Annotated in this window: 20 protein-coding genes and 4 pseudogenes; 9 read left to right on the top strand and 15 right to left on the bottom strand. The window is 42.0% G+C overall.

What is annotated here, in order from left to right:
• Nucleotides 1-101 precede the first annotated feature (101 nt).
• On the bottom strand, nucleotides 102-800 hold the full coding sequence (gene rsuA / locus ACRWSG_RS05925) for a 16S rRNA pseudouridine(516) synthase RsuA (RefSeq protein WP_304636028.1): 699 nt from the start codon (nucleotides 798-800) through the stop codon (nucleotides 102-104).
• A 57-nt stretch (nucleotides 801-857) separates the two neighbouring features.
• Here rsuA and zapE point away from each other — a divergent pair, with 57 nt between their 5' ends.
• Nucleotides 858-1,967, top strand: coding sequence for a cell division protein ZapE (gene zapE / locus ACRWSG_RS05920; protein WP_462165869.1), 1,110 nt, complete (start codon nucleotides 858-860; stop codon nucleotides 1,965-1,967).
• 48 nt (nucleotides 1,968-2,015) lie between these two features.
• On the opposite strand, the gene ACRWSG_RS05915 is transcribed toward zapE, so the two are convergent.
• Entirely contained in the window at nucleotides 2,016-5,036 is a 3,021-nt protein-coding gene (locus tag ACRWSG_RS05915; protein ID WP_462165868.1) for a TonB-dependent receptor domain-containing protein, read from the bottom strand.
• A 419-nt stretch (nucleotides 5,037-5,455) separates the two neighbouring features.
• On the opposite strand from ACRWSG_RS05915, the gene ACRWSG_RS05910 reads away from it, so the two are divergent.
• On the top strand, nucleotides 5,456-7,495 hold the full coding sequence (locus ACRWSG_RS05910; RefSeq protein WP_462165867.1) for a winged helix-turn-helix domain-containing protein: 2,040 nt from the start codon (nucleotides 5,456-5,458) through the stop codon (nucleotides 7,493-7,495).
• Nucleotide 7,496: 1 nt separating this feature from the next.
• Here ACRWSG_RS05910 and ACRWSG_RS05905 read toward each other — a convergent pair whose 3' ends face one another.
• Together ACRWSG_RS05905 and ACRWSG_RS05900 are read right to left on the bottom strand one after the other, a co-directional pair.
• Entirely contained in the window at nucleotides 7,497-7,826 is a 330-nt protein-coding gene (locus ACRWSG_RS05905) for a 5-carboxymethyl-2-hydroxymuconate Delta-isomerase (RefSeq protein WP_054551025.1), read from the bottom strand.
• Nucleotides 7,808-8,425, bottom strand: coding sequence for a hypothetical protein (locus ACRWSG_RS05900; RefSeq protein ID WP_462165865.1), 618 nt, complete (start codon nucleotides 8,423-8,425; stop codon nucleotides 7,808-7,810). The genes ACRWSG_RS05905 and ACRWSG_RS05900 overlap by 19 nt, the downstream gene beginning before the upstream one ends.
• Nucleotides 8,426-8,528: 103 nt before the next feature.
• On the opposite strand from ACRWSG_RS05900, the gene ACRWSG_RS05895 reads away from it, so the two are divergent.
• From ACRWSG_RS05895 to ACRWSG_RS05870, 6 genes and pseudogenes are all read left to right on the top strand, one after another.
• Complete coding sequence (locus ACRWSG_RS05895) at nucleotides 8,529-8,999, top strand: CreA family protein (RefSeq protein WP_054551027.1); 471 nt, start codon at nucleotides 8,529-8,531, stop codon at nucleotides 8,997-8,999.
• Between the two features lie 3 nt (nucleotides 9,000-9,002).
• Nucleotides 9,003-9,785 (top strand): annotated as a pseudogene (locus tag ACRWSG_RS05890) (hypothetical protein).
• A gap of 6 nt (nucleotides 9,786-9,791) precedes the next feature.
• Nucleotides 9,792-10,412 (top strand): LysE family translocator, encoded by a 621-nt coding sequence (locus ACRWSG_RS05885; protein WP_194441835.1) that lies wholly within the window; start codon nucleotides 9,792-9,794, stop codon nucleotides 10,410-10,412.
• Between the two features lie 7 nt (nucleotides 10,413-10,419).
• Nucleotides 10,420-10,935, top strand: coding sequence for a gamma-glutamylcyclotransferase family protein (locus ACRWSG_RS05880; protein ID WP_300358448.1), 516 nt, complete (start codon nucleotides 10,420-10,422; stop codon nucleotides 10,933-10,935).
• Entirely contained in the window at nucleotides 10,932-12,479 is a 1,548-nt protein-coding gene (locus ACRWSG_RS05875; RefSeq protein ID WP_300358451.1) for a serine hydrolase, read from the top strand. The genes ACRWSG_RS05880 and ACRWSG_RS05875 overlap by 4 nt, the downstream gene beginning before the upstream one ends.
• Before the next feature lie 68 nt (nucleotides 12,480-12,547).
• Nucleotides 12,548-13,468 carry a histone deacetylase family protein gene (locus ACRWSG_RS05870; RefSeq protein ID WP_462165864.1) on the top strand — a complete coding sequence of 307 codons (921 nt, stop codon included), beginning with the start codon at nucleotides 12,548-12,550 and terminating at the stop codon, nucleotides 13,466-13,468.
• Here ACRWSG_RS05870 and ACRWSG_RS05865 read toward each other — a convergent pair.
• Nucleotides 13,465-13,758 (bottom strand): DUF4144 family protein, encoded by a 294-nt coding sequence (locus ACRWSG_RS05865; protein WP_462165863.1) that lies wholly within the window; start codon nucleotides 13,756-13,758, stop codon nucleotides 13,465-13,467. The genes ACRWSG_RS05870 and ACRWSG_RS05865 overlap by 4 nt on opposite strands.
• A 78-nt stretch (nucleotides 13,759-13,836) precedes the next feature.
• On the opposite strand from ACRWSG_RS05865, the gene ACRWSG_RS05860 reads away from it, so the two are divergent.
• On the top strand, nucleotides 13,837-16,341 hold the full coding sequence (locus ACRWSG_RS05860; protein WP_462165862.1) for an EAL domain-containing protein: 2,505 nt from the start codon (nucleotides 13,837-13,839) through the stop codon (nucleotides 16,339-16,341).
• On the opposite strand, the pseudogene ACRWSG_RS05855 reads toward ACRWSG_RS05860, so the two are convergent.
• The 10 genes and pseudogenes from ACRWSG_RS05855 to prmA form a co-directional block, all read right to left on the bottom strand.
• A pseudogene (locus ACRWSG_RS05855) lies at nucleotides 16,338-17,148 on the bottom strand (DUF2797 domain-containing protein). The gene ACRWSG_RS05860 and the pseudogene ACRWSG_RS05855 overlap by 4 nt on opposite strands.
• 47 nt (nucleotides 17,149-17,195) lie before the next feature.
• Nucleotides 17,196-18,227 carry an EAL domain-containing protein gene (locus tag ACRWSG_RS05850; RefSeq protein ID WP_462165860.1) on the bottom strand — a complete coding sequence of 344 codons (1,032 nt, stop codon included), beginning with the start codon at nucleotides 18,225-18,227 and terminating at the stop codon, nucleotides 17,196-17,198.
• A 52-nt stretch (nucleotides 18,228-18,279) separates the two neighbouring features.
• Nucleotides 18,280-19,083, bottom strand: coding sequence for a 7TM-DISM domain-containing protein (locus ACRWSG_RS05845; RefSeq protein ID WP_462165859.1), 804 nt, complete (start codon nucleotides 19,081-19,083; stop codon nucleotides 18,280-18,282).
• A gap of 2 nt (nucleotides 19,084-19,085) precedes the next feature.
• Nucleotides 19,086-19,688 carry a 7TMR-DISMED2 domain-containing protein gene (locus ACRWSG_RS05840; RefSeq protein ID WP_462165858.1) on the bottom strand — a complete coding sequence of 201 codons (603 nt, stop codon included), beginning with the start codon at nucleotides 19,686-19,688 and terminating at the stop codon, nucleotides 19,086-19,088.
• A 93-nt stretch (nucleotides 19,689-19,781) separates the two neighbouring features.
• Nucleotides 19,782-21,069, bottom strand: a pseudogene (gene purD, locus ACRWSG_RS05835) (phosphoribosylamine--glycine ligase).
• A 15-nt stretch (nucleotides 21,070-21,084) separates the two neighbouring features.
• A pseudogene (locus ACRWSG_RS05830) lies at nucleotides 21,085-21,908 on the bottom strand (class I SAM-dependent methyltransferase).
• A 99-nt stretch (nucleotides 21,909-22,007) separates the two neighbouring features.
• The gene (gene purH, locus ACRWSG_RS05825; RefSeq protein WP_462165857.1) at nucleotides 22,008-23,594 is read right to left on the bottom strand and encodes a bifunctional phosphoribosylaminoimidazolecarboxamide formyltransferase/IMP cyclohydrolase; all 1,587 of its coding nucleotides are present in this window, start codon (nucleotides 23,592-23,594) and stop codon (nucleotides 22,008-22,010) included.
• 360 nt (nucleotides 23,595-23,954) lie between these two features.
• A complete protein-coding gene (fis, locus tag ACRWSG_RS05820) occupies nucleotides 23,955-24,245 on the bottom strand; it encodes a DNA-binding transcriptional regulator Fis (protein ID WP_002957804.1) in 291 nt (96 codons plus the stop codon).
• A 21-nt stretch (nucleotides 24,246-24,266) separates the two neighbouring features.
• Entirely contained in the window at nucleotides 24,267-25,238 is a 972-nt protein-coding gene (dusB, locus tag ACRWSG_RS05815; protein WP_054551040.1) for a tRNA dihydrouridine synthase DusB, read from the bottom strand.
• A gap of 270 nt (nucleotides 25,239-25,508) precedes the next feature.
• Nucleotides 25,509-26,390 (bottom strand): 50S ribosomal protein L11 methyltransferase, encoded by an 882-nt coding sequence (gene prmA / locus ACRWSG_RS05810; RefSeq protein ID WP_462165856.1) that lies wholly within the window; start codon nucleotides 26,388-26,390, stop codon nucleotides 25,509-25,511.
• Between the last annotated feature and the right edge of the window lie 47 nt (nucleotides 26,391-26,437).

The following is a 26,437-nucleotide window of genomic DNA, read 5'->3' as shown; positions in this document are numbered from 1 at the left end:
TCAGCCTCCTTTATTATTTCCCCTGTTAACTTCTACCACGTTTGTCTGGTTTTATTAAGGAAAAATGACAGCGTTATCATGATTTTTACTCAAGTACCTATTTAGAGCTTCAGTTCGGCTTCTGTCAGGGCACGATATTCACCGCTTGCAAGGCTTTCATCAAGGGTGATGTCTGCTATTTTTTCACGATGTAATTCAACAACTTTATTACCTACAGCTGCAAGCATTCGCTTAACTTGATGGTATTTACCTTCGCAAATTGAAAGGCGTAAGCTGTAGCTTGCAAGTTTTTCAACAACCGCAGGGCGAGTTAGCTCTTTTTCGTTGTGCAATTGCACCCCTTGCTCTAACGCTGCAATGGCTTCTTCATCAATAGGTTCTTGAGTTTCAACTAAATACGTTTTGAATTTGTTATGCTTTGGTGCAGTAATTTTGTGTGACCAGTCGCCGTCATTGGTGATGATCACTAACCCTGTGGTGTCGATATCTAAACGGCCTGCAACATGAAAGTCGCTCATGTTTGGTTCATCAAGTAAGTCGAATACAGTTGGGTGAAGGTCATCTTTGTTGGCACATACATAGCCCGCTGGTTTATGGAGCATGAAGTAGCGTTTGCCTAAAAACACCAGCGGCTCGCCTTGCCAGCGCACGTCGTCATCTTGGTTGATTGAATAATCAAATGAGGTGATCACTTCGCCATTAACAGTGGCGTATTTACGTTTGATACCTGCTTTGGTTTTGCTGCGAGGTAACTCGGCAATATGGCTAATAAATTTATCTAAACGGCATGGAAATTTCATTGGGATCACATTTTTGTCGGCTACAATGGCGGCGAGTATAGCGGATACTAGTTACCTATGACAGTACAGCAAGGACAAATATTACAGCATTACCAAGCGCAAATAGCCAAAGGTGATTTGCAAGAAGACTGTGCCCAGCGCACAGCGATAAATGCTCTTGATAATCTAGCCATAGAACTGGCTGCACCAAGTCATTGGTGGCAAAGCGCTAAGCCAATAAAAGGGGTTTACTTATATGGTCCAGTAGGGCGTGGTAAATCCATGTTAATGGACGTGTTTTTCAAGCTTGTTGATATTGACGCTAAGCAGCGTTTGCATTTTCATCATTTTATGAAGCAAGTGCATGAGCGCTTAACTCAGCTGCAAGGGCAAAAAAATCCGCTGACGGTGATTGCTAAAGAGTGGGCAGAGCATATTCGCTTGATTTGTTTTGATGAGTTTTTTGTGTCTGATATTGGCGATGCCATGATCTTAGGTGGCTTATTCAAAGCCCTGTTTGAGCAACAAGTAGTGTTAGTGGCAACGTCGAACTGTCAACCGGAGCAGTTATATCGCAACGGTTTACAGCGAGCACGATTTTTACCCACTATCGATTTATTAAATGAGCATTGCCATGTTTTAAGTGTTGAAGGCGATACAGATCATCGCTTTCGCTTTGGCAAACAAACCGCACATTATTTTATTAATAACAAAGAGGCGCTAACAGAGCGCTTTTTAAAGCAAGAGCAAGCGGTACAAAGGCAAACAACGATAGAGGTTTGCCACCGCGAGCTTAGCTGTATCTTGCTCGCTCAAGACGCCATTATGTTTGATTTTATGACGCTTTGCTCAGGACCTAGAAGCACCGCGGATTATATTTATTTGGCAGAGTGTTTTCAGCGGGTGTATTTACTCAATGTGCCAGTAATGGGGCGTGGAGCAACAGGCAAACAAATTGTGCATGGTATTGAAGATAGCTACCAGCGAGAAAAGCAAGATTTACAAGAACACTTTTTAGATGATGAAGCGCGGCGCTTTATTGCATTGGTTGATGAGTTTTATGATCGCAGCCGATTATTGGTGATTTCGGCCGAGGTGGGCATTAGCGATTTATATCAAGGACAAAAACTGGCATTTGAATATGCGAGGACCGAGTCTCGATTAGTTGAGATGCAAAGCTGGCATTGATAAAGAAACACGCCACTGAGGCGTGCTTCTTATTTTCGAGCGCTGAGGCTAGAAGCTGTATGATACACCTATGTATGCATAGCGCCCCTTGCCACCACCGTATTTTGAATAATAATTACCACGACCTGATGGGTAAAAGTCCCCTTTATTGTCAAAAAGGTTATTCACACCACCAAATAAACGTAAATCACTTTTGTTAGACAGTTCTAATTTATAAGAAACTGACAAATCATGTCTTAGGTATGAGCCGTAATCTTGAAAAGCTAGTTTTTCAGGGTTCGTAACGCATTCATCGCTTCCTTCTGCGCAGCGCTCATCATTATCTGCTAAGTAGCCTAAGTATTCTTCTTCTCTACTTTGGCTTGCTTTAAATGAGCCTAAGTATTTAGTACGCCAACGGATCCGTAACTCATCTTTTCGCCAAGTTAAAGACATTGAAGCTTTATCTTTACTTTCGCCATAGCCCGCATAATGTGTAGTCACTTTACTGCCATCAGGGCTTTTGTATGTTTGCGAGTTCTCGATGACATGATTGTAGTCAAGTTTAAATGCCAACTGACCTAAACTTTGTAAATCATATTCATACTGAGCTGAAACATCATAACCACGTGCAGTTAGCTCATCGAGGTTGTATTTACGTTGTACTATTTCAATGATATTACCTTCATCATTACGGGTAATATCATTACAAAAAGAATTATTTTCCCCCCATTGTGTACCTGAGTCATAACACTCTCGTTGAATATTATCATTACTTAATTCAGAGATAGCATCAGAGACAGATATGTCATAAAAATCAATTGCAAGATTAAAATCAGGGATAAACTGAGGGGCAATAGTCACACCGAAAGTATAGGTATCAGCGGTTTCTTCTTTGAGCTCTTTATTACCCACACCCGGTGAATAACGGTTGTTATCATCATCAAATTCAAAGTTAGGATCTTCTGCAATTAGGGCTGCAAGTGTTGGCTCTTTGCGGCAGTTATCATGCCCTGCGTCAGTTGATGTAGCTGTTAGACCATCACAGATATCATCATAGCTGTCATAGTCGCCGCGTGGTGGTGATAATAATTCTGTGATAGTTGGGGCACGTTGAGCACGGGCATAGTTAGCTCTAAAAGCATAGCCGTTAGTAATTTCCCACATTACGCCTAATTTATAACTGGCAACAGTCCCGACATTATTCATACTGTAGTTAGCTACACGTAAAGATAGGTCTGTATCAAGTGACTTTGCAAATGTTGCATCCCTTAAAAGCGGGAGTGCAAGCTCAGCAAAAGCTTCATATACATCAACTTCACCATAAAAAGTAGGCACATAATTAAAAGTAATACCGCCTGCTTTTATATCATCACTGGTTTTGAGGTCTTGGCTATCTTTGCGGTATTCACCACCAAACACAGCTGCAACTGGCCCTGCAGGGAGCTCAAACAGGTCACCAGTAATGTAGCCTACCGCACCATATTGTTTTATCTCGGTATCAATAATTGGGTTGCTGCGGATCCAAGCGGCCATCTCTTCGGTAATAGAGCCTTCACCAAATAAGTTAATTGCTACACAGCCTTCTGCGCGAGCCGCTTCATCAATACACTGAATTGTGCCATCAGCTAACTCTTCAGCTTGTAAAGCTTGATTAAGTCTAACTGTATTTAATTCATTGCTCCGTACTTGATGTTGTTTAAATCGACCATAGCTGACTGAAAAATCCCAGTCCCACTCGTCATTAAATAGAGTGCCTTGAATGTCAGCCCAGCTGCGAATAGTTTTTCGACTATTGTCAGTAGTGATGTTACCAACCTCATGAAAGCGACGATCCCAATAAATACGGTCTTTGTATGGGTTTGCATCAAGGATCTCTTGTGGAACATACGGATTATCAATTGGAATATAACCCGGTTTTACAAGCCCTAAAGGCTCACCTGTAGCCGGATCAAACTGCGGTGCTGTGGCACCCTCATATTCGTCTTCTGGTGATTTATGATTGAACGAATCACTGTCACTGTATTGCACTTGCGCGTAAAACATCACATTGTCAGTAAGGTCATAATCAATTTTAACTGCAGTAGAGAAGTTATCGCTTGGTACATCAAGCATTACATACTGATTTGAATTGATACCATAAATTTCTTCATTACCTTTCCAATCATCACGCAGGGTTTGTCCGTCGTACCAGAACTGTGTGTCGTTTTTGCCATTTTCTAAAAACACACCACCAGGAAGACCATCACTTTTACTCACCCAATCAGCTTGCGTGATGTCGCGCATACATTGATCGCCATCTGCTGTTTGCATTACATTACACATGCGATCTTTATCGTAATCGTAGCTATCTTCTATTTGTGCGCGTTTACGGTCGTAAAAAGTCATACCGAAATCACGGTCCCAGTTTGAACTGAAATAAGCATAGCCGCGACCATTATCGAATGACGTACCATAGTTTAAATCGAGGCTAAACTCTTTACTGCCTCCTTCAGTTGACTCGCCAGTTTTAGCTTTAAAATCAAACCCTTCTTTTTTTGATTGAGTGATGATATTAACAACACCGGCCACAGCATCGGCACCATAAGTTGCAGAAGCGCCACCACTGATTATTTCAACGCGATCAACCATGCCGCTCGGAATAGTATTTAAACTGACATAGTTGCCGCTGTAGCTATTAGAAACTACACGACGGCCATCGATCAGCGTTAAGGTGCGATTAGGGCCTAAGTTACGTAGTTCAACTGTTGATAGACCGGTAGTTGAAACGCTTGATTGGCTGGTGGTGTTACCGATGCTCTCGCTAAGAGCTGGCATGTTATCAACTAAAATATCTGATAAGTTGCTTAATCCTGTATCGGAAATAGCGTCACGATCCATCGTTACTAAGGGGGTTGAAATGGAAAAACTATCACGCTTTATTCGTGAACCTGTCACGACAATTTTTTCAGGTTCTTCAGTTTGCTCATTGGCTGTTGGGGTGGTATTGGCAGTGCGAGCTATTTCAGCCTCATCTGCAAAAGCATGTTGACTAAAACCACTGGCAACGGCAAGTGCAATGGCACAAGGTTTGGTTAGTAGATTTCTCACAGGCGTTCCTAGTTGTTATATTTTTAGTTTTTAGAACCAGAGTGATGCTCTTTTTAAGGGCAGTTAAAATTTACAGCGAACAACACTCTGGTTGGTCGGTATTGACGTTAAAATAATTATAGAAATGTGAACTTAACTACAATCTTAGGTTGCTCGTTTATGTCTCTATTTTATATCTATTGAATATCTATTCATTTAAAAACAGTGCGTTAGGAAAATTCTTATTGTTAATTAAATTGCAATTCTAGACTGGTTAATACTTGGCTTTTACGTTAGATTGGTAGGGGCTTACACTGCTGTTTATCTAAAATGAGGTTTTATTTAGAGTTAATGGAAACATCTAATCGCGCTTATCAGCTGGATCATGTGTTGTTAACCCGCTCGAAAATAAACTGATATGCAATGGCAGTGAACAGCTTTTGCAGCCTAAATTTATTGAGCTATTAGGCTGTTTAGTTGGGCGCTACCCTGAACCTATCACCCGTGAAGATCTTATTAACCATGTGTGGGAAGGTAATTTTTATGTTGGGGAAAAAGCGTTAACGAATGCTATTTGGCATTTACGAAAAACATTTAAAGAACTCGACCCAGAACAAACTTATATAGAGACATTACGTAAAACGGGTTACCGGGTACTGTTAAAGCCTGAACCAATAGCTACAGCCGATGAAGTAAAAACCGAGAGCTTTAGTATCACAGCAGTACAAATAAGGCAGTTGTTTGTGGCTTTTTGTTTAATAAGCCTAGTGGGAATGTATTGGTTGTTCTCATCGCCCTCAGAGCAAATCAATTCAAGCTTTGTGTTGCCACTTAATAGCATCGAAAGTGTGACGGCAAGCCCTGGTCGTGAGATTTATCCTTCAATTTCAGATGATCAACACTATTTGGTGTATTCATGGCGACAACTTGGTAAACAAAATAACCTCTATTTACGCGATTTACATTTTCCTGAACACCCAGCCAAGCAATTAACAGACTCACCTTTTACTGAAGGACGCTCTGTGTTTAGCCCAGACTCAAATACTTTATACTATTACCGAATGGCGTCAGATGTTTGTGAAATTGTAAAACTGTCTTTGGTGAATGCCACCAGTGTTGTACTTGGCGAGTGCAGTAATAGCTATGCAGCAGATCTTGATATCAGTAGTGATGGCAAAACTCTAGCCTACATTGCAGATCACACTGGGCAGTCAGGCAACAGGGTGACTCGTATCAAGCTACTTGGGTTACAGGAAAAACAAACAAAAGAAACAGTTATTCCTTGTAATGATGACTGCGAAACTGTGTATGAGTCAGTGTCGTTTTCGCCCGATGCACAGCGAGTTGTGGTTACGCGTAATGTTAAAAACAACCAAAAAGCGCTGTTCTTAATTGATGTGAAAACAGGGCAAAGCCAACGCTTAACTCACGACTTTATTGATATTCACGGTGTAGATTGGCACCCAACTAAAGAGCAATTAGCGTTTAGTGCGGTAGAGGGCGGTAAGCGTTATGGCTATTTTTATGATATTAAGAATAAAACCTTAATCAACACGCAAATTGCTGGTATGAGTTCACCTAACTTCAGTGGCGATGGCAGTGTTTATTATCATCAATGGGATTTAGATAAGGTGATCACGCGACTGAAAATAGACGAACAGGTGGCAAGCTCGCCATTTTCTATGTTGTCGACTAACTTTAGCTCGCTCTTTCCTGAATATAATCAGCAACAGAATAAACTGCTGTATGTGTCGAATGAGTCAGGCAGTTCGCAGCTTTGGATTGTAAACCCCGATAGTAGCTCGCGAAAACAGCTTACTAATATTTCACATAGTACCGCTGAGATCCGTGACCCGACCTGGTCAGCCGATGGACGTTATATCTTGTTTTCATTGAACGATAACGGCAGCGCTCGTTTATATTTTTATGATTTCAAAGTAGAGCAAAGCCAACAAATCGAACTGCCATTTAGCTATGCTGCTAAACCCAAGTTTAGTGCTGATAGTCAGCATTTTTTAGTCTCTGATGGTGACTATCTTTACCGTTATGATTTATCAGGAAATAACCAAGGAAAAGCTGTTGAAATGCCAGCACAGTATGGCGTTGAAACACAATCGGGCGATATTTTATTTACCAATTCGCGCCATGCTATTTGGATTAAACATCATGATACGGGTGTTGAAGAAATGCTGGTGAACGATGTTAAGTTGGCGCGCAAATATGCGTGGTTACGAGTAGCAAAAAACGCGTATCATGAAGGGCGTATTTATTATTATAAAGAGCGCCGAGGTGATTATCGTATTAGCTTCTATGACTTAGCTAGTAAACAACATCATGATTTAATTGCTTTGCCTGAGCGCGCTTATAGCCGTTCATCGGGTCTGACCTACATACCCGATGAACGTTGGTTGGTTTACACTGCGTATCTATCGCCTGAGATAGAAATCAAGCGTTTACCCGCAGCTTATTTACCAAAGTAAGCTAGCACTTACGATAGATATCAGCATCCATATCATAAATATTAACGCTTAGACTATACGAGCGGCGGCAGTATGTTCTTAAGCAATTTAATAATTGCTCACTAAGCATCTGCTTTTGCTCTACGGTTCTTCCTGCCATAATTGATGCGCCGATGTGTATAAAGCCATCTTTACCTTCACCTAATTCGTAATGTTGATAAGCGATTGCACGAGTCTTTATGGTCGAAAGATCAAATAAGCCTGAGTCAAAAACGGCTTGGTGAACTTTTTCAACTAACACTTGTGGCAGAATTGGCAAGTCTTCTGAGTGTTCTATAACAATGTGCGGCATGGGGTTTTCCTTAAAAGCGGGTAACTAAAACCGATGTTTGTTTGAAATTGGTTTAATACATCACCATCAAAGTGCCATAGACATTGGCTGTCTTCAGATGCTGGTAATGTGCATGATACGTTACTTGCATTATTTACAATAGTTGCCAACCAGCGAGTTTCAATATAACCCCGTGCTTGATCAGTAAATAAATACTCGGCGCCACCATAAAGACCTGTGGTAAAGAATGTGTCAGAGTCGGCAAAATCTGTGCTGACATGATTTGCTCCAATTTGAGCACCAACAAAACCTACCATACGATTTGCTAATGGTACTTCTATAGCACTTTGAAATAGCAGGTATTGCATCTCGACTTGCTTGTTGATTTGGTCTTTCATGTCGAGTTTGGTAGCTGAATAAAAGAAGCCATAGCGGGCATTATTAAGGGTTCTATCTAGGCTGACAGTAAAATGGCTGTCATCCTCAAGCTCAATTTTTAGGTTTTCTTCGGTTTGCACCGAGTTAGTAAAGTTTTTGCCGAAACCAGCGCTAATAGAGTAGTCAGCGTGAGCAGTGCTACTTAAGAACATTAAACACAGTAAACCAAGCGATTTTTTCATTGTTTAGGTGCTCGTTGTTGAAGATATTTTGAGATAGTATTGAAACATAGCAAGCAAATCGTTGTAAACGGACAACTATCGCTTTTTAATAAGGAACACTAGGATGAAGTTACTAAAATTAGCTGCACTTACTGCGCCACTGATTTTGTTGAGCGGTTGCTCGGATGATGCTGCTTCGGTGAGTTTGGGGTTATTTACGACCAAAGATATTAAAGTGGTATCACAACAAGACCCGCTTATAAGCGGTGTTACTTGCCACATCAGCCATATTGAAGCGAATCTTGATTTTGCTGATCCATCTGATATGTCTATTGCTTGTCGTCAAACAGGACCTATAACCGCTGAACAATTACAACAAATTGACCGCAGTAAATCAGGTGAAGTGGTATTTAAATCATCGAAAAGTATTTTGTTTAAATCGTTAAAAGTACGTCGTATTTATGATGCGCCAACACGCACTTTATTATATTTGTCTTATTCAACGAAAGAGTCGAGTGGCAGCCATCATCATGCTTTATCAACTGTGCCTCTATACAATACGGATGCATGGCAATGGGCACAATCACAAGAGTAATTTATGTTAGCGTTATTTAAGTCAGCCCCACTTGTTGATGAGCAAGAGCAGCAGTGGTTAATCGATACCTTTTTATGGGCTGTTGAACACTTTGATAGTGAATATTTTTTAAAACATACACAAATCATTTTACCTAACGGGCAGTTCTTTCCGGATAGGGTATCGAGCGTCAGTGAAATGGCTGAAAAAGTATTTAGCCGAGTTGTTGATTATGCGGGGATGCAGGCGTGACCAATTAACTTAGTTGCGCCATCTGGGCTTACACCTCAGGTGTTTCCACACTTTGAATTTCAAGACAATTTACGCGGTAGCGAGGCGAGTTTAATTGTGCCGGCAAATCATCCGGTGAATATCTCGTTTAACCCGAACCAAATCAATCAACCGCAAGATTTAGTGGCAAGTTTTGCTGGTACCTTAGCAACCATTTTGATTCACCATGTGGGTGTCTTACCTCCCGGTGGTAAAGAGTACTTACCGCAAGCGAGCGATGCGTTGGCATGCTATTTAGGCTTTGGGGTGATGATGAGTAATACGGTGTATCAATTTAAAGGAGGCTGCGGCTGCGGTTATAACCCTTATGCTAATCGCCAAGCGGCGTTGACTGAGCCACAAACGCTATTTATGCATGCGCTGGTTACGCATTTTAAAGGGGATAATCAGTCGAAGAAGTTTTTAAAGCCCCATTTACGCAGCCAATATAAAAAAGCGCAAAAGCAAATTAAAGCATTGGTGAGTGACAGTGCAAATCCGTTGTTATTAGCATTAGATGAACAAGCAGTAGGGTAATATTGAGTGCAGTATTTAGATGAGTTTTTATTGATAGCCATTGCTCACTTTTTTGCGGTAGCAAGCCCAGGCCCTGACTTTGCAATTGTACTAAAGCAAAGTATTCAACAAGGTCGTAAAAATGCGCTTTGGACCAGTGCAGGGGTTGGTGCGGCTATTTTGCTGCATATTGCTTATTGTGTATTAGGTGTGGCATTAATTTTATCCCAGTCACCTAGCTTATTCATGGCTTTAAAATACCTTGCGGGGGCTTATTTGGCATACTTGGGTGTGCAAGCTTTACGAAGCGCAAAACCTAGCGATAGTGAACAGCAAACCCTTTCTCCTGCTGAGCCTGAATCTGTGTATAAAGCATTTCGACGCGGCTTTTTTACCAATGCCCTTAATCCCAAAGCAACACTGTTTTTTATGTCGTTGTTTACTCTTGTAATAAGCCCTGAAACACCTGTTGTAGTGCAGGCTGGTTATGGCGTGTATATGGCAATGGCGACTTGGCTGTGGTTTTCATTTTTATCATTGGTGTTATCAAAAGCATCAGTGCGAGCATTTTTCTTAAAAAGCGGATACTGGTTTGATAGAGGCATTGGTGTGATCTTAATTGCCTTAGCTATTCGCGTTGTTGTGTGAGGTAAGTATGACGCTATATAACTTTTCATTTGGTTCAAATATGTCATCGAGCAGATTGCTGGCAAGGCTGCCTGAAGCAAAGCGGGTAGGCACAGCTATTTTAAAGGGCTATGAGCTGACGTTTGATATGGTAAGTACCGACGGCTCTGCAAAATGTAGCGTGCGCAAAACTGATCAGCCAGATGCCTTGGTATATGGTGTTGTGTATCAGTTAAACGAAGCTGAAAAGTCGATTCTTGATGATATCGAAGGGCCGCGTTATGACTGTGTAGATATCACCGTTGAACTACTAGATGGCGAGCAACTTGCTGCCCATTGTTATATCGCTAACACCTTAGATGAGTCTTTACTGCCATTCGACTGGTATCTTCAGCATGTTCATCGCGGAGCGCTTGAAGCAGGTGTACCAAATCATTACAGTGAAGCAATACTCGCAAGACCAAGTTGCGATGATCCAGATAAAACCCGAGCAGCGAAAGAGTTCGCTATTCACAACAATAAAAATCACCAAGGGATATTATGATATTTCGTAAATTAGCCGTTGCAGCGGCGCTGTTATCGAGCTGTTCGTTTTACAGTTATGCCGATATTGATACTAAAAAAATTGAAAAAGTAATCGAAACGTCAATGGCACGTTTTGACGTACCGGGTATGGCTGTAGCGATTGTTGAAAATGACCAGGTCGTGTTAGCAAAAGGTTTTGGTGTATCTCACCTTGATACCGGTAAAAAAGTAAATAAAGACACCTTATTCGGTATCGCGTCAAACACCAAAGCATTTACCGCAGCAGCGTTAGCTAAATTAATTGATGAAGGTAAGCTTAGCTGGGATGACAAAGTAATTGATCATCTTCCTGAGTTTCGTCTGTATGACCCTTACGTAACACGTGAAATGACCATTCGCGATTTATTAAGCCACCGTAGCGGTTTGGGTTTAGGGCAAGGCGATTTAATGATTTGGCCAGATACTGACAAATCGATTGATGAAATTATCGCAGGGCTAAAATACTTAAAACCAGCGAGTAGCTTTCGTAGTAAATATGCCTATAACAACTTAATGTTTGTCACTGCCGGTGAAGTGGTAGCCCGTGTCTCTGGCATGAGCTGGAATGATTACATCGAGAAGAATATTCTTCAGCCACTTGATATGAAAAACTCACGCGCAGGTTTTTCACGTATCCCTAGTAGCAATAAAAACTGGGCGACGGGTCATATTCCAATGGATGGCCAACTACACCCATTTTTTGTGAACTACCTTGAAGATTTCCGTGGCGCTGGTGCGATTGCATCAAGCGTAAGCGATATGAGCCAATGGCTACGCACGCAGCTTGCACATGGCAAAATGCCAAATGGCCAGCAGTTATTCACTGAAAAGCAACAGCAACAAATGTGGCATCCGCACATTATGTCAATGGCATCAAAAAGTGCTTATGAAGCTTACCACCAACAGTTTAGAGGTTATGGTTTAGGCTGGAGCATTGAAGATTTCCACGGCATTAAAAAGCTAGGCCATGGTGGTGGTATCTTAGGCATGGTGTCTCAAGTGACATTATTACCAGAGAAAAACCTCGGTATTGTTATTCTTAGTAACCAGCAAGCATTCAGCGCGCTCTCTGCGGTGACTTACGAAGTATTAGAAGATGCATTAAATCTTGAAGATAAAGACTGGGTTGAAGAGCTTGCCAAAAAGCACTTTGAAGGTAAAAAAGAAGCTTACGCAAACGCAAAACCAGAAACACCTGCTGATTATCAAGCGAAACTACCAAATATCAACTACACAGGCACTCTACACGATAACTGGTATGGTGATGTGGTAATCGAGGAGTTAAATGGTCAGCTACGTATTGATTTTACTCATACAAAGCGTTTGAAAGGTCAGCTTGAGCATTACACGGGCAATACGTTTATTGTTAAGTGGGATGAAAAGTTACTTGAAGCCGATGCTTACATTGAGTTTCAAATGAGCCCTGATAACCGAGTGAGTAGTGCAAAAATGCGCGCTGTCTCAACGGCGGTTACAGACTTTAGTTTTGATTTTAGGAATTTAGATTTACGCGCTAAAAAGTAAACCAAAGTCGCAAAGCCACCATTAGGTGGCTTTGTTATACTGAGGGAAAATAATTCAAGGAGCGTATTATGAGAACGGCAGTTATCTCACATCCATTTTGTCGTAAACATAAAATGATTGAGGATCACCCTGAATGCCCTGCGCGTTTAGATGTGATCACCGACCGCTTGCTAGCAAGTGGTGTTGATATAGCAATTACTCACTTACAAGCTCCTAAAGCCAGCCGCGACGACTTTTTACTTGCTCATGATGAATCTTTGGTTAGTCACGTAGAGCAAACAATTCCCGCTGAAGGGCTTGCTGAATTAGACGGCGACACATGGCTGTGCCCAGATTCACTGAAAGCGATTGAACGAGCCGTTGGCGCTGGATTACTCGCCGTTGATGAAATCCTTGCTGATAAACTGGATGCCGCATTTTGCTCGGTTAGACCGCCAGGGCATCATGCAAACCGTAGCACCTCTGCAGGTTTTTGCGTTTTTAATAACCTAGCCATTGCTGTGAAGTACGCGCAAAGCAAAGGTGTAAAACGTATCGCTATTTTGGACTTTGATGTACACCACGGTAATGGCACGCAAGATATCTTTTTAGATGATGATAATGTGTTGTTTTGCTCTTTGTTTCAACACCCTTTTTACCCAAATACTGCGGTTGAAAATAACGCGACATTAGTTAACTCACCGCTGCCAATTGCCAGTGATGGTAATGACTTAAAAGCTGTTTACCTTGAGCAGTGGCTACCAAAACTCAATGAATTTAAACCTGAACTGTTGTTTATTAGTGCAGGTTTTGATGCTCACCTTGAAGATGACATGGCAAGCCTGAAGTTTGTTGAAGACGATTACGCATGGCTAACCACGCAATTAGCTGAGTTTTGTCAGCAGCAAGATTGCAAAGGGATTATCTCTTATCTTGAAGGAGGTTATGCTTTATCAGCCCTTGGTCGTAGTGCCGTTGCGCACATTAAAGCGCTGGTGGATGCGCCTTAATCTGCCAGCATCGCAAAGGCTTGCGTTGGTGTAAGCTTAGTAACCTTACTTAAACAGCATACTCCCTCTTGTGTTAGATGCTCTGTTACTTTATTCGCAAGTTCAACGTCAGTTAACGCTTTCACGCTTTCTCCCTGCAAGTTGACATACAGCCCTGTTGTTAAAAGCAAGATAGCTTCTTGCTGCTGCTCTTCACTCAAACCATATACAAAGCTTTCTATATCGGCTTCATCTTCTACTAATGCTAATTCATGATCTGAAAAAATAATCTTAGGAAATGATGAGTGCATTTATTGTCCTGTGTCAAAGTTGCCAAGGTTGAAATGATTATAATTGCCAATTCATGTAAGAACTAGGAAAGTCGACTTATGAATCAACCAAGACGACATCAAAAGGTGAGTGATGTCTTTTCGCAAAAGCTGGTATCGTGTCCTGCGCATACGCCTTTGGTCGATGCGGTAAGGTTGATGCATGTTCACAATGTGACGGCGATTTTTATCAAGCATGAGCAATCCGTGGTTGGTATTTGGACGGAAGCTGATTGTTTGAAAATTGACATCAGCAGCCCGCTCTATAAGAACCTTGCCATTCACGAGGTCATGTCGGCGCCTGTTATTACAGTGCCGAATCAATGCTCAGTCAGTGATGCAACCTTGCGTTTTCAACAGCATGGCATTCGCCATTTATTGGTGATGGATAGTGAGAATCAACCTGCAGGTATGTTGAACTTATCTGATATTGTGCATAACCAAGGTTTGGACCACTACCTACAATTTAGACCTATTCATGAGCAGTATCGCACTGATCTAGAGATAGTTGATGCGCAAACACCGATAGAAGAGGTTGTGCAACTGATGCGCGCTGGACGCCTTGATAGTGTACTGGTTTATAACCGAGAGCTTGAACTGCACGGTATTATTACTCAGCGTGATATTGTTGAGCTGATCATTCAAACTGAGTGGCTAAATCCTTGTTGGCAGTATGCCAGCTACCCGTTAATTGAAATTGATTGTGAAAGCAGTTTATTTGATGCGTATCGCACTATGACAGAGCGTAATGTGCGTCATTTGGTGGTCAGAGATGATGAAATTTGCGGGGTGATTTCATTTGCTGATTTGATCACAGAGATTGAGTCAGCTTATTGCTGCGAGCTTGAGCGGGCAATTGAGCAGCGTGATATTGCTTTGCAAAAGTCACAACGTAACTTGTTTTTGGCAAATAAAATTATTGATGCCTCACTCGATGGCATAATGCTAACCCGTAAAGACGGCACGATTATTCAAGTTAACCCTGCTTTTACTAAATTGACCGGCTTTGCTGAGCATGAAGTAATTGGAAAGCGCCCTAATATTTTAAGCTCTACAAAACATAGCCGTTCGTTTTATCAAAAGATGTGGCATGCCATTGAATACGAAGGGGTCTGGCAGGGGGAGATCTGCAATTGCAAAAAAGATGGTGAAGAGTTTGTTGAGTGGCTCACCATTATCCAGATTAAAGATCCTAACTTTGATGAAGTACTTTATGCGGCAATTTTTAGCGACATTACAGAGCGCAAGCGTGCAGAAGAAAAAATTGCCCAGCTCGCCTATTACGATGAACTGACAGGCCTGCCTAATCGGCGCTTATTTCATGACCGACTCTCAATAGCTCTTAGCAGCGCCAAACGAAACCATGATCTATTAGCGGTGATGTTTATCGACTTAGACCGCTTTAAAGAGGTGAACGACAGTTTAGGGCATGACGCTGGCGATAACTTATTACAGCAAGTGGCAGAGCGTATTTTATCAATTCTTCCTGAAGGGGATACCCTTGCACGCTTAGGTGGCGATGAGTTTGTCCTGTTATGTGAAGTAAATCGGGTTGAAACACTGCTCAACTTTGCCGAACAAGTATTACAGCAAGTGAGTATGCCGCTTGCTATTAACGAGCATGTGGTTGCAATTACAGCCTCAATTGGCGCTGCAGTTTTCCCTGATGATGGCGTAGATAGCGCTACGTTGCTCAAGCATGCCGATATTGCTATGTACCGTGCTAAAGAAGTGGGGCGTAATTCATTTCAATTATTCAAACCTGCGATGAATGCACGTTCTTTAGAGCGATTGGCTATGATGAGCCGATTACAAAACGCCATCGAAAGCGATGAGTTTGAGCTTTATTTCCAGCCTAAGCAGCAGTTAAATTCTGGCAAAATTTTAGGGGTAGAGGCGCTCTTACGTTGGCATGAGCCAAACCTAGGGGTTATATCACCCGCTAAATTTATTCCTCTTGCTGAAGAGCTTGGCCTAATTGTGAAGCTTGATTTATGGGTCATCGAGCAAGCTTGTAAAGAGTTAGAAAAATGGCAGCAACAAGGCATTGAAGCAGGGCGCTTAGCAATTAATATTTCGGCTAATCACTTACGTCAGGGGCAACTAGCATCAAATGTTGAGCGCTTACTCGAGCGTTACGATGTAGACCCACACAAGCTTGAAGTAGAGCTTACTGAAAGCTGTTTTATCAGCCACTTTAGTGAGGCTAAGCAAGAGTTACTCGCGCTTAAAAAGTTAGGCGTGCATATAACGTTAGATGACTTTGGCACGGGCTATTCGGCTTTAAGCTACTTAACCAAACTGCCAATTGATACGTTAAAAATTGATGCCAGCTTTATCGCAAAAGTGCCAGATGAATACGGTAATAGTGAAATTGTCACGGCGATTATTAGCCTGGCGAAAAGCTTGAGTATTCATGTTGTCGCGGAAGGGGTAGAGAAGGTAGAGCAGTTAAATTACTTACGTTCACTTAACTGCGATACCATTCAAGGCTATTACTTTTGCCGCCCAATAGCGAAGCAACAATGGTATGACTTTTATCTCAATACCGAAAAAAGAGCCTAAGCTAGGCTAATTTCGTAAGAAGTGAACTTACGAATATTAATGACGCCAGTATCAAAAATTAAGTACTGGCTTTTTAATGCCTTTTAAAATACCCGATACTTCTGGTGCTTTATCAAAATTGAAAGAGCTGATCTTGCTTGGGTATTCACTTACTGGGTAGTCTAGCTCGACCACCTCTTCATCGAGCTTTTCAATGGCTGTTGCGCCAAATAGCTCTGCAAGTTCACTCAGCTTAGCATCAATTTGTGGGATCAACTCTGCTGCCGCAGCTTTTAAATCAATCGCTTCAGATTGGCCTTTTAGCATGTTTCGCCAATTGGTTTTATCAGCAATAAACTCGGCTAAAGCAACCTCAACTAAACCCGATTGAAGGCGGGTTTGTACTTTGAAGATAGGTAAAGCTTGCGTCGCACCTTGGTCAATCCAGCGTGTAGGAATTTGAGTATGGCGGGTAATACCTACTTTTAGGCCTGAGGTGTTGGCTAAATACACGTAATGCGGGATCATGCAGTTTTCTTCACCCCACTGTGGCTCACGACAGGTGCCCTTATCAAAGTGACACGTTTCAGGTTTCATGATACACATGTCACAGCTAGCCAGTTTGCGCATACACACAAAACAGTGGCCTTGAGAGTAGCTTTTCTTGGTTTTCTTACCACAGTTACAGCAAAAAATATTGCCGGTGAAAGTCAGCGTGAGCGGCTTACCAATATAGTCATTTAATGAAACTAGCTCATCACCGATAGGTAATTGATATTCGACAGGAGAGGTCAGTGTCGACTTTAATTTTCTGATCGTACCTTGCATCTTTACATGGCCCCTAAAGATGTTAAAAAAGGGCAGTGTAACACGGCCTATTTAAATTGTGAGGCAATAAAGCTTAGATACTCATTAATCGGCACCGCTTTGCTGTAATAATAGCCTTGCCCTTGATCTGCGCCCATCTTGATCAGCATTTTTTCTGTTTCTTGGTCTTCAATGCCTTCGATGGTGATATTCATATCAAGGTTATGGGCCATATCAATGGCCGTTTTTACCACCACTTGGTTGGTAGTGTTATTCACTAAATCTAGAATAAAGCTCTTATCGACTTTAATCGTACTAAAAGAATAATTTACTAAGTAGTTTAACGACGAGTAACCAGTACCAAAATCATCGAGTACCACCTTGCTACCGAGTTTATTGAGTTCGCTGATAAAGCTGACCATTTCATCATGGTTCTTTATAAGCGCAAACTCAGTTAATTCAAACTTTAACTGATCCGCAGTAATGCCATGTTTTAGAATGGTGTTTTCGACTTTTTCGACCAGCTTAGGGATCGCGAGATTCTTAGCACTTAAATTAACGCTAATGGTATGGTCGCGATAGCCTTGTCGATTAAGCTTTGCAGCGGCTAGGCAAGCCTGATCAATCACCCATAAGCTCAATTCGTTAATTAAACCAGTACGTTCAGCCAATAAAATGAGTTGCTCAATATCCAGGTATTTCCCTGCTGTAGGCCAGCGTAACAATGCCTCTGCGCCACAGATCGCACCGCTGCGTAAATTGATAATGGGCTGTAAGTAAATGGCTAAGGTATTACTTCGCATTGCTTGTTGTAACTCAGCAGCAAGGCTCACATCCATATCAATATGAGCTTTACTAAAGTCTATATTTTGCTGTTTTTGCGATAAACCTAAGTAGCCACGTTGCAGCCAAATATCAAAGCCATCATCACTCACCGGTTCAGTAATGCTATAGCGGTAATAAAGCTGAAGGTCTAAGCCTGCAACTTTATATTGCTTAGGTAGCTGCTTGCATATATTGCTAAGTTCTTGATAGATTTCTGCTTTCGATTGAATTTTGGTCGAAATAAAAGCCAGTACACCATTGCCTAAGTCAGCCACTTTTGGACTGTTATCTAACGCTGATTCTAAATTAATAAATTGCCTATTTTTATTAATTTGATGCTCTAGCGATTGGGCAACAGTGATAATTATTTGGCTGCTTTGGCTTTAGAATGCTCATAAGGGCATTGAATTGCTCTATTTTCACTAAACAAAGGTTAGCGAGTCTTTGCTCCGAGGTAATCGCCATATAAGCTTGTTTGAGCATTGCTTGGTTGAGTAGCTCAGTTTGTTGCGTATGGGTTGCATGATACAGCGCTTTTTCACGTTGATAACGAACACGGTCTGCCAGCGCCATTGCCATAAGCACAATCTCACAGAGAATGGCGACTAAAAATATGTGCCTAACAGCAAAACTGTAGGGAATAAAGCCCGTTAGTTCTAATGGCTGAATGGCAGCGCCTACAATCAGTGGCACCCACGACATGACGTAAAACTTTGCCCACCGAAAACCACTCACCAACTTTTTGTAAATCATGCAAATACATAAAATGTATAACGGCACCATGATGGCAAAAAAGATTTTCGAGGAATGGTATTCCAACATAAAAAAGCTGAGCAAACCGAGGCTGAACAGCAAGGCTAAAAAGCTGATACTGAGTTTGTATAAGCGGCAATTGTCTTTATGGTAGCGTAAGAACATGGTGCAAAAGGCGACGGTGAAAAATGCAATCGCGTAGTTACTGAAGACCACTTGCTCATTAAAAAAGATTTGCCACGATAACGGCCATAAATAAAAACCAAAGCCGAGCACTGAGCCCATAAGTAGTAGTGCTGAGATGATGTAGCCTATATAAATAAGATAGACGCGGTCACGGATCCCTAAAAATAATACCAAGTTATACAGAGCTGCCATGATCAGCACACCAATGAAGATCCCCAAATTCCTGATTGCGAACGTAGTAGGTCTTGAAACTCTTTTTCACCATAAATATTAATAGGTGTTTTGCTAATCCCAACCGTATCTATTTTTATAATGAGGGATGTTTGTTCATAGCCCTGCATGGTGAGCATGCTGTGCGGTGTACTGTATTGAAACAAACTAAGGCCAGAGACTTTATCACCTAGCTCGGTTGTATCTATAAGCTGCCCTGTATCATCAACATGATAAACGCTAAGGTAATCAACCATAGGGTTGTCAAAGTGAATCGCCAGCTCCACAGGCTTAGCTTGACGGTTTTCTAAATCAAGCTTTAACCAATAATCTTGCGCTGCTAAATCCCATTCAACATCTTTAAAAGGGCGATGTTTAAGCTTGTCTGGCTCAGCTAAAAACTGCTCGAGTGTTAGCGCTTTACTGCTATCTATTCGATACGCCGTATTACTGTAGATGGGGGCTGTTTTATCTATGGTGTAGCGGGTAGGGCTGGCTAAATGTGCAGCTAGGGTAGCAATGATAAAAAACAAAATTGTCAGAATAAGAAATGAAACAAAGTTATATTTCAGTGCTTTATTATTCAAAATTAGTTCTTTATCTAGGTAAATATTCTCATAGTGTAGCATTAAAAAAGCGCAGATAAACTGCGCTTTTTTCAGAATTAGACTGGTTTGACCTTAATTCTGTTCGCGAGCAATTGCACGATAGGCGATATCAGTACGATATTCCATGCCTTCCCAGCTGATTTGATCAACTAGTTTATAAGCACGTTGCTGCGCTTCAGTTACAGTGTTGCCAAGTGCCGTAGCACACAGTACACGACCGCCAGCTGTTACTACGTTGTCGCCGTCTTGCTTAGTCCCTGCGTGGAATACTTTCTCACTTTCAGGGTAAGTAACTTGCAAGCCGCTGATTGCATCACCTTTCGGGTAGCTATCTGGGTAGCCTTTAGCTGCTAATACAACACCGACTGCTGCACGTGGGTCGAACTCGATTGCTGTTTTATCTAGTTCTTCACGGTTAGCCGCTTCGATAAGTTCAACAAGGTCAGACTTAAGACGAAGCATCATAGGTTGTGTTTCAGGGTCGCCAAAACGACAGTTGTATTCGATTACTTTTGGCGTACCATCAGCGGTGATCATTAAACCAGCGTATAAGAAACCAGTGTAAGGGTGGCCTTCTTTTGCCATACCTTCAACTGTTGGGTTGATCACTTCGTTCATAATACGTTGGTGAATTTCATCTGTAACAACTGGAGCCGGTGAGTATGCACCCATGCCACCAGTGTTTGGACCTTGGTCACCGTTGTAAGCGCGTTTGTGGTCTTGGCTAGTTGCAAATGGCAGTACGTTTTTGCCATCAACCATCACGATGAAAGAAGCTTCTTCACCTTCTAAGAACTCTTCGATAACTACACGGCTACCGGCTTCACCGAAGCTGTTGCCTGCAAGCATATCGCGGATAGCTTCTTCAGCTTCAAGCTCTGTCATCGCAACGATAACGCCTTTACCTGCTGCTAAGCCATCAGCTTTAACAACAATTGGCGCACCTTTTTCTTTTAGGTAAGCCAGTGCTGGATTCGATTTGCTCAAACGTTTGGTAATCAGCTGTTGGAATGTCGTGACGTGCTAAGAAGTCTTTAGTGAATGACTTCGAGCCTTCTAGCTGTGCAGCACCTGCTGTTGGGCCAAAGATAGCTAGACCGTTTTCACGGAATGTATCAACGACACCTAAAACAAGCGGTACTTCTGGACCAACAATAGTTAACTCAACGTTGTTTTCTTTAGCAAAAGTAACTAAACCTGCTAGGTCTTCAACGTTGATAGCTACGTTTTCAAGTTTTGGCTCTAGTGCAGTACCTGCGTTACCAGGAGCTACGAAAACGGTGTTTACTTTAGTATTTTGTGCAGCCTTAAACGCAAGAGCGTGTTCGCGATCGCCACTGCCGATGACAAGTACATTCATGGCGTATAATCCTATTTATAGCGGTTTTTTAAACTTCAGCGTCATACGATCACTTTCACCAATCGCTTTATACTTCGCGGCATCTTGCTCGCCTAAACGAAGGCTTGGTGGTAGTGTCCACACCCCTTTAGGGTGATCTGCTGTATCAAGTGGGTTTGCATTAATGTCACTGCTTGCCACCAGTTCAAAGCCAGCTTGCTTTGCAATATCAACTACATAGCTTTGCTTCATATAACCTGATGATTTCTGATTTTCATCGCTGCGCGCTTCAGGTAGACGGTGTTCAACCACACCTAAAGTGCCGCCTGGTTTAAGTGCTTTATAAAATGCTTTAAACGCACTTAACGCGCCTTCTTTATCTTTACCCATGTACCAGTTGTGTACATTTCTAAATGTTAAGACAAGATCTGCGCTACCCGCTGGTGCAATATCAAGATGTGTTACTGGTGCAAATTCAGTTAGTTTAACTTCACTGAAGCGTGCGTCATCGCTCATCTTTTTCTTAAAACCAGCTAATGAACGTTGGTAATAACCCACCTCAGAATCAGCAGGGAAATGTGCCGCGTAGTAAACACCATGGCGTTTTTTACAGCTGGCGCAAGGATTTCGCTGTACCAACCACCGCCCGGCGCAATTTCAACAACGGTCATGTTTGGCTTAAAGCCAAAGAACTCAAGTGTCTCAACTGGATGGCGATATTTATCACGTGCGCTATTTTTAGCATCACGTTCACTTGATTGCACGGCTTGTGTAAGCGCTGATTCATGAGAATGGCTTAGAGCCTGTGCTGATGTCAGTGCAAGGCTGGCAACGAGTAATGTTTTTACGGCAAATTTCATCATCTATTCCTTCATTATATGGGTAATTATTATTAATCAGAATACGTGAATTTGTGGCAAACAAAAAGGGTTAAGCTATTTGCTTAACCCTTTATGTGATTAGTGGCGGAAATGGCGCATACCTGTAAATACCATTGCCATACCAGCTTCGTCAGCTGCAGCGATAACTTCTTCATCGCGCATTGAACCACCTGGTTGAATAACAGCGGTGATGCCAGCTTCTGCAGCTGCATCAATACCGTCACGGAATGGGAAGAATGCATCCGATGCCATAACTGAACCTTTTACTTCAAGGTTTTCGTCAGCAGCTTTGATACCAGCAATTTTCGCTGAGTAAACGCGGCTCATTTGACCTGCACCTACACCAATCGTCATACCATCACGTGCATAAACAATTGCGTTCGACTTAACGAATTTAGCTACTTTCCAGCAGAATAATAAATCTTTTAATTCTTGCTCAGTTGGTTGACGCTTAGATACAACTTTAAGGTCGCCTTGCGTTACCATGCCTAGGTCGCGGTCTTGAACTAGAATACCGCCATTAACACGCTTGATGTCGTGACCTGTTGCATTACCAGACCACTCACCACACTCTAATAAACGTACGTTTTGCTTAGCAGATACGATTTGTGCAGCTGCTTCAGATACTTTAGGTGCAATGATAACTTCAACGAATTGACGAGCAACAATTGCTTCAGCTGTGTCTGCATCAAGTTCTTTATTGAATGCGATGATGCCACCAAATGCTGATGTAGGGTCAGTTTTGAATGCACGATCATAAGCTTCAAGAATGTTGTCACCAATTGACACACCACAAGGGTTCGCATGTTTTACGATAACACACGCTGGTACGTCGAATTCTTTTACACACTCTAATGCTGCGTCAGTATCAGCAATGTTGTTGTAAGAAAGTGCTTTACCTTGCAGTTGAACTGCCGTCGCAACAGATGCTTCAGTTAAGTCGTTTTCAACATAAAAAGCAGCGTCTTGGTGTGAGTTCTCACCGTAGCGCATATCTTGCTTCTTAGTGAACTGCATGTTGATAGTACGTGGGAACTTAGTCTCTTCAGCTGCTTCCTCTGTGTAGTCAGGAACCATCTTGCCAAAGTAGTTTGCAATCATGCCATCGTACTGAGCTGTGTGCTCGTAAGCAGCAATAGCTAGATTAAAACGTGTTTTATACGTTGTTGAACCGTTGTTGCTTTGCATTTCGCTGATCACTCGGTCGTAATCTTTTGCATTTACCACGATAGTTACGTCTTTATGGTTTTTCGCCGCAGCGCGAACCATAGTTGGACCACCGATATCAATGTTTTCAATCGCATCTTCTAGGCTGCAGTCTTCTTTCGCAACAGTGTTTGCGAAGGGGTATAAGTTAACTACAACGATATCGATAGCAGAGATATTATTCTCGCTCATTACGTCTTCATCTTGACCGCGACGCGCTAAGATGCCGCCGTGAATTTTTGGATGAAGTGTTTTTACGCGACCATCCATGATCTCAGGGTGACCAGTATGGTCAGATACTTCAGTGACTTTGATGCCGTTATCAGCAAGTAATTTGCAAGTACCGCCAGTTGATAAAATATCCACGCCTTGTGCTTCAAGAGCGCGAGCAAATTCAACGATACCGGTTTTATCTGACACACTTAATAGTGCGCGACGAATTGGACGATGTGTATCCATTGTAGTTTTGATTACCTCAATGTTTGAGCTAGCTTAGAAAGGCGGTATTTTAACTGAATCTGCTTTAAAAAACGACGTTTAAAGCGTGAGGATTTTGCATAGTTTTTAACAGCTATAAAAAAAGCACCCTAAGGTGCTTTTTTCAAAACTTTTATATCAGTTCTTTAAAAACTTTTATATCAGTTCTTTAAAAACTTTTATATCAGTTGTATTGGATTAGTAAGCAATTATAACGACAGAGAAATAAGTCAATAACAAGGCAAAAATTTTGCAGTGTAGTTATTCTACATAAGAAATTTTTAACGCAGTTAGGGACTTATTTAGCTCGTTAGAATGATTACGGTTTCAATACAACTGGTATCAGTTCATGCCGTATTTTTTAAGCTTCTTACGTAAAGTACCACGGTTGATACCTAGTAAGATTGCAGCACGAGTTTGGTTACCACGCGTGTACGTCATTACTTCTTCAAGTAATGGTGCTTCTAGCTCAGAAAGAACAAGGTCGTATACGTCTTGTACGTCTTGACCATTAAGTTGCTTTAAGTAGTGATGAACAGCTTTTTTCACTGCATCACGCAACGGCTGTGGTTTCTCGTGTGACTGTACATGAGGGTTTGTGATAAATGGAGAAGTCACGTTTTGTTCGAACATCGTTATATGTCTCTTTCTTTCTTAGTTAGCTGCTAGTGTTTTAAAGTATTCTTCTAATGCGTCGACTTGTGCCTGTGGGTTATCTAACGCATTAAATACTCGCCTAAACTGACCGTCACTGTCATGGGTTTGCAAATACCAAGATACATGCTTTCGAGCGATACGCGCTCCCATTGGCTCCCCGTAAAACTGATGAAGATTGTCTAAATGCTCCATCAAAATGCTACGCACCTCTGCAATTTCAGGTGCTGGCAAATGTTCTCCAGTTCGCAAATAGTGGTCTATCTCCCTAAAAATCCAAGGGCGACCTTGGGCGGCTCGACCAATCATAATGGCATCTGCACCCGTATAATCCAAAACCTGCTTTGCTTTTTCTGGTGAAGTAATATCACCATTGGCAACGACAGGGATAGACACTGAACGTTTAATATCCCTAATTGTGGCGTACTCTGCTTCACCTTTATACATACATGCGCGCGTTCGCCCATGTACTGCCAGTGAGGCAATGCCATAACGTTCAGCTATTCTCGCAATCTCGACACCATTACGGTTATCCTGATCCCATCCAGTACGGATTTTTAAAGTGACAGGGACATCAACAGCGTTTACAACGGCATCGAGTATCTCTTGTACTAATTCAGGAAACTGTAATAAGGCAGAGCCTGCGAGTTTCTTATTCACTTTTTTAGCTGGGCACCCCATATTGATATCTATGATCTGTGCACCATTGCTGACATTGAATTGTGCTGCCTGTGCCATAAGCTCAGGATCGGCTCCGGCGATTTGCACCGAACGAATTCCCGATTCACCGCTGTGATCCATACGGTTCATCGATTTTTCAGTTTTCCATACTTTCGGGTTTGACGAGAGCATTTCAGAAACAGCAAGGCCCGCACCTAAGCGACGGCAAAGTTGTCTAAATGGTCTGTCTGTAATGCCTGCCATTGGCGCGACAATTACATTGTTCTCAAGTTGGTATGAACCGATACGCACTGTTATTCAATTGGCCTCTTTTCAAGGGGCGCTAAGTTTACGGTTTTTTTGGCAAAAATCAAAGGCTATAAATTGAACAAAAGTGACTTTTTTTTGCCCTTTTCGTATTGACTTTTGATAACAGTTTGACGGGTAGGTTGATTTGTTTGATATTTAAACAGAAATTTTTTTACTCGCAAAAAAGTGCGAAACGATTAACTGTAAAAATAAGGTAAAGCCTGTTAAATATAGGCTTTACCTATTATGTTTGAGTAAATGCTCTAGTGCTGTTTAAGCTTTTTTGACGCCGCTGATACGGGTCCATTCACCTTCAACAGCCACTTCATCAAGTGCTAAAAATGGGGCATAAACATCGGCTACAGACTGAGCTTGTTCTTCTAAAATTCCTGACATAGCAATTTTACCATTCGGTTTTAAAAGACCTAAAATCACTTCATGTAGTTCACGAAGTGGTTGAGCTAAGATGTTTGCAACCACAATATCGGCTGTAAACTCTGGTTGATCTTCAGGTAAATACACTTCAAGTTTATCTGCAACGCCATTACGTTTTGCATTATCGCGGCTTGCTTCAAGGGCTTGAGGATCTATATCGATACCGATCATACGCTCTGCCCCGAGTTTGATCGCCGCAATTCCTAAAATACCTGAGCCACAACCAAAGTCGACCACGGTTTTACCTGTTAAATCTTGGCTTTCTAGCCACTTCAAACAAAGCGCAGTGGTTGCATGGGTACCTGTGCCAAAAGCAAGACCAGGGTCGAGCAATACATTAACCGCATCAGGGTCGGGAATATCGCGCCAACTTGGACAGATCCATAAGCGCTCACCAAATTGAATAGGGTGGAAGTTATCCATCCACTCACGCTCCCAATCTTTATCTTCAAGCTGTTCAATTTTATAAACGAGCTTATCGGCGAGTGTTGCTTCAGCATTTAATGTTGCTACAACGCTGTCCATATCATGGTTTGCGTCATACAGGCCAATCACTGTGGTATCAGCCCATAACTGCACAGTCCCAAGCTTTGGCTCATAAATAGGAGTATCTTTGGCATCAACATAAGTGACTGAGGCACTGCCAGTGTCCATGAGTAAGTCGCTGATTAATTCAGCGTTGTCTGCGTTTGCATTGATGCGAATTTGGATCCAAGCCATGAATATCTCTCGAATAGAAAAAAGGCCGCAACAGCGGCCTTTTAGTT

This window comes from Pseudoalteromonas sp. GB43, from assembly GCF_054923805.1.
The sequence above is the reverse complement of the archived record's forward strand: the minus strand, read 5'-3'. Positions and strand labels throughout refer to the sequence as shown.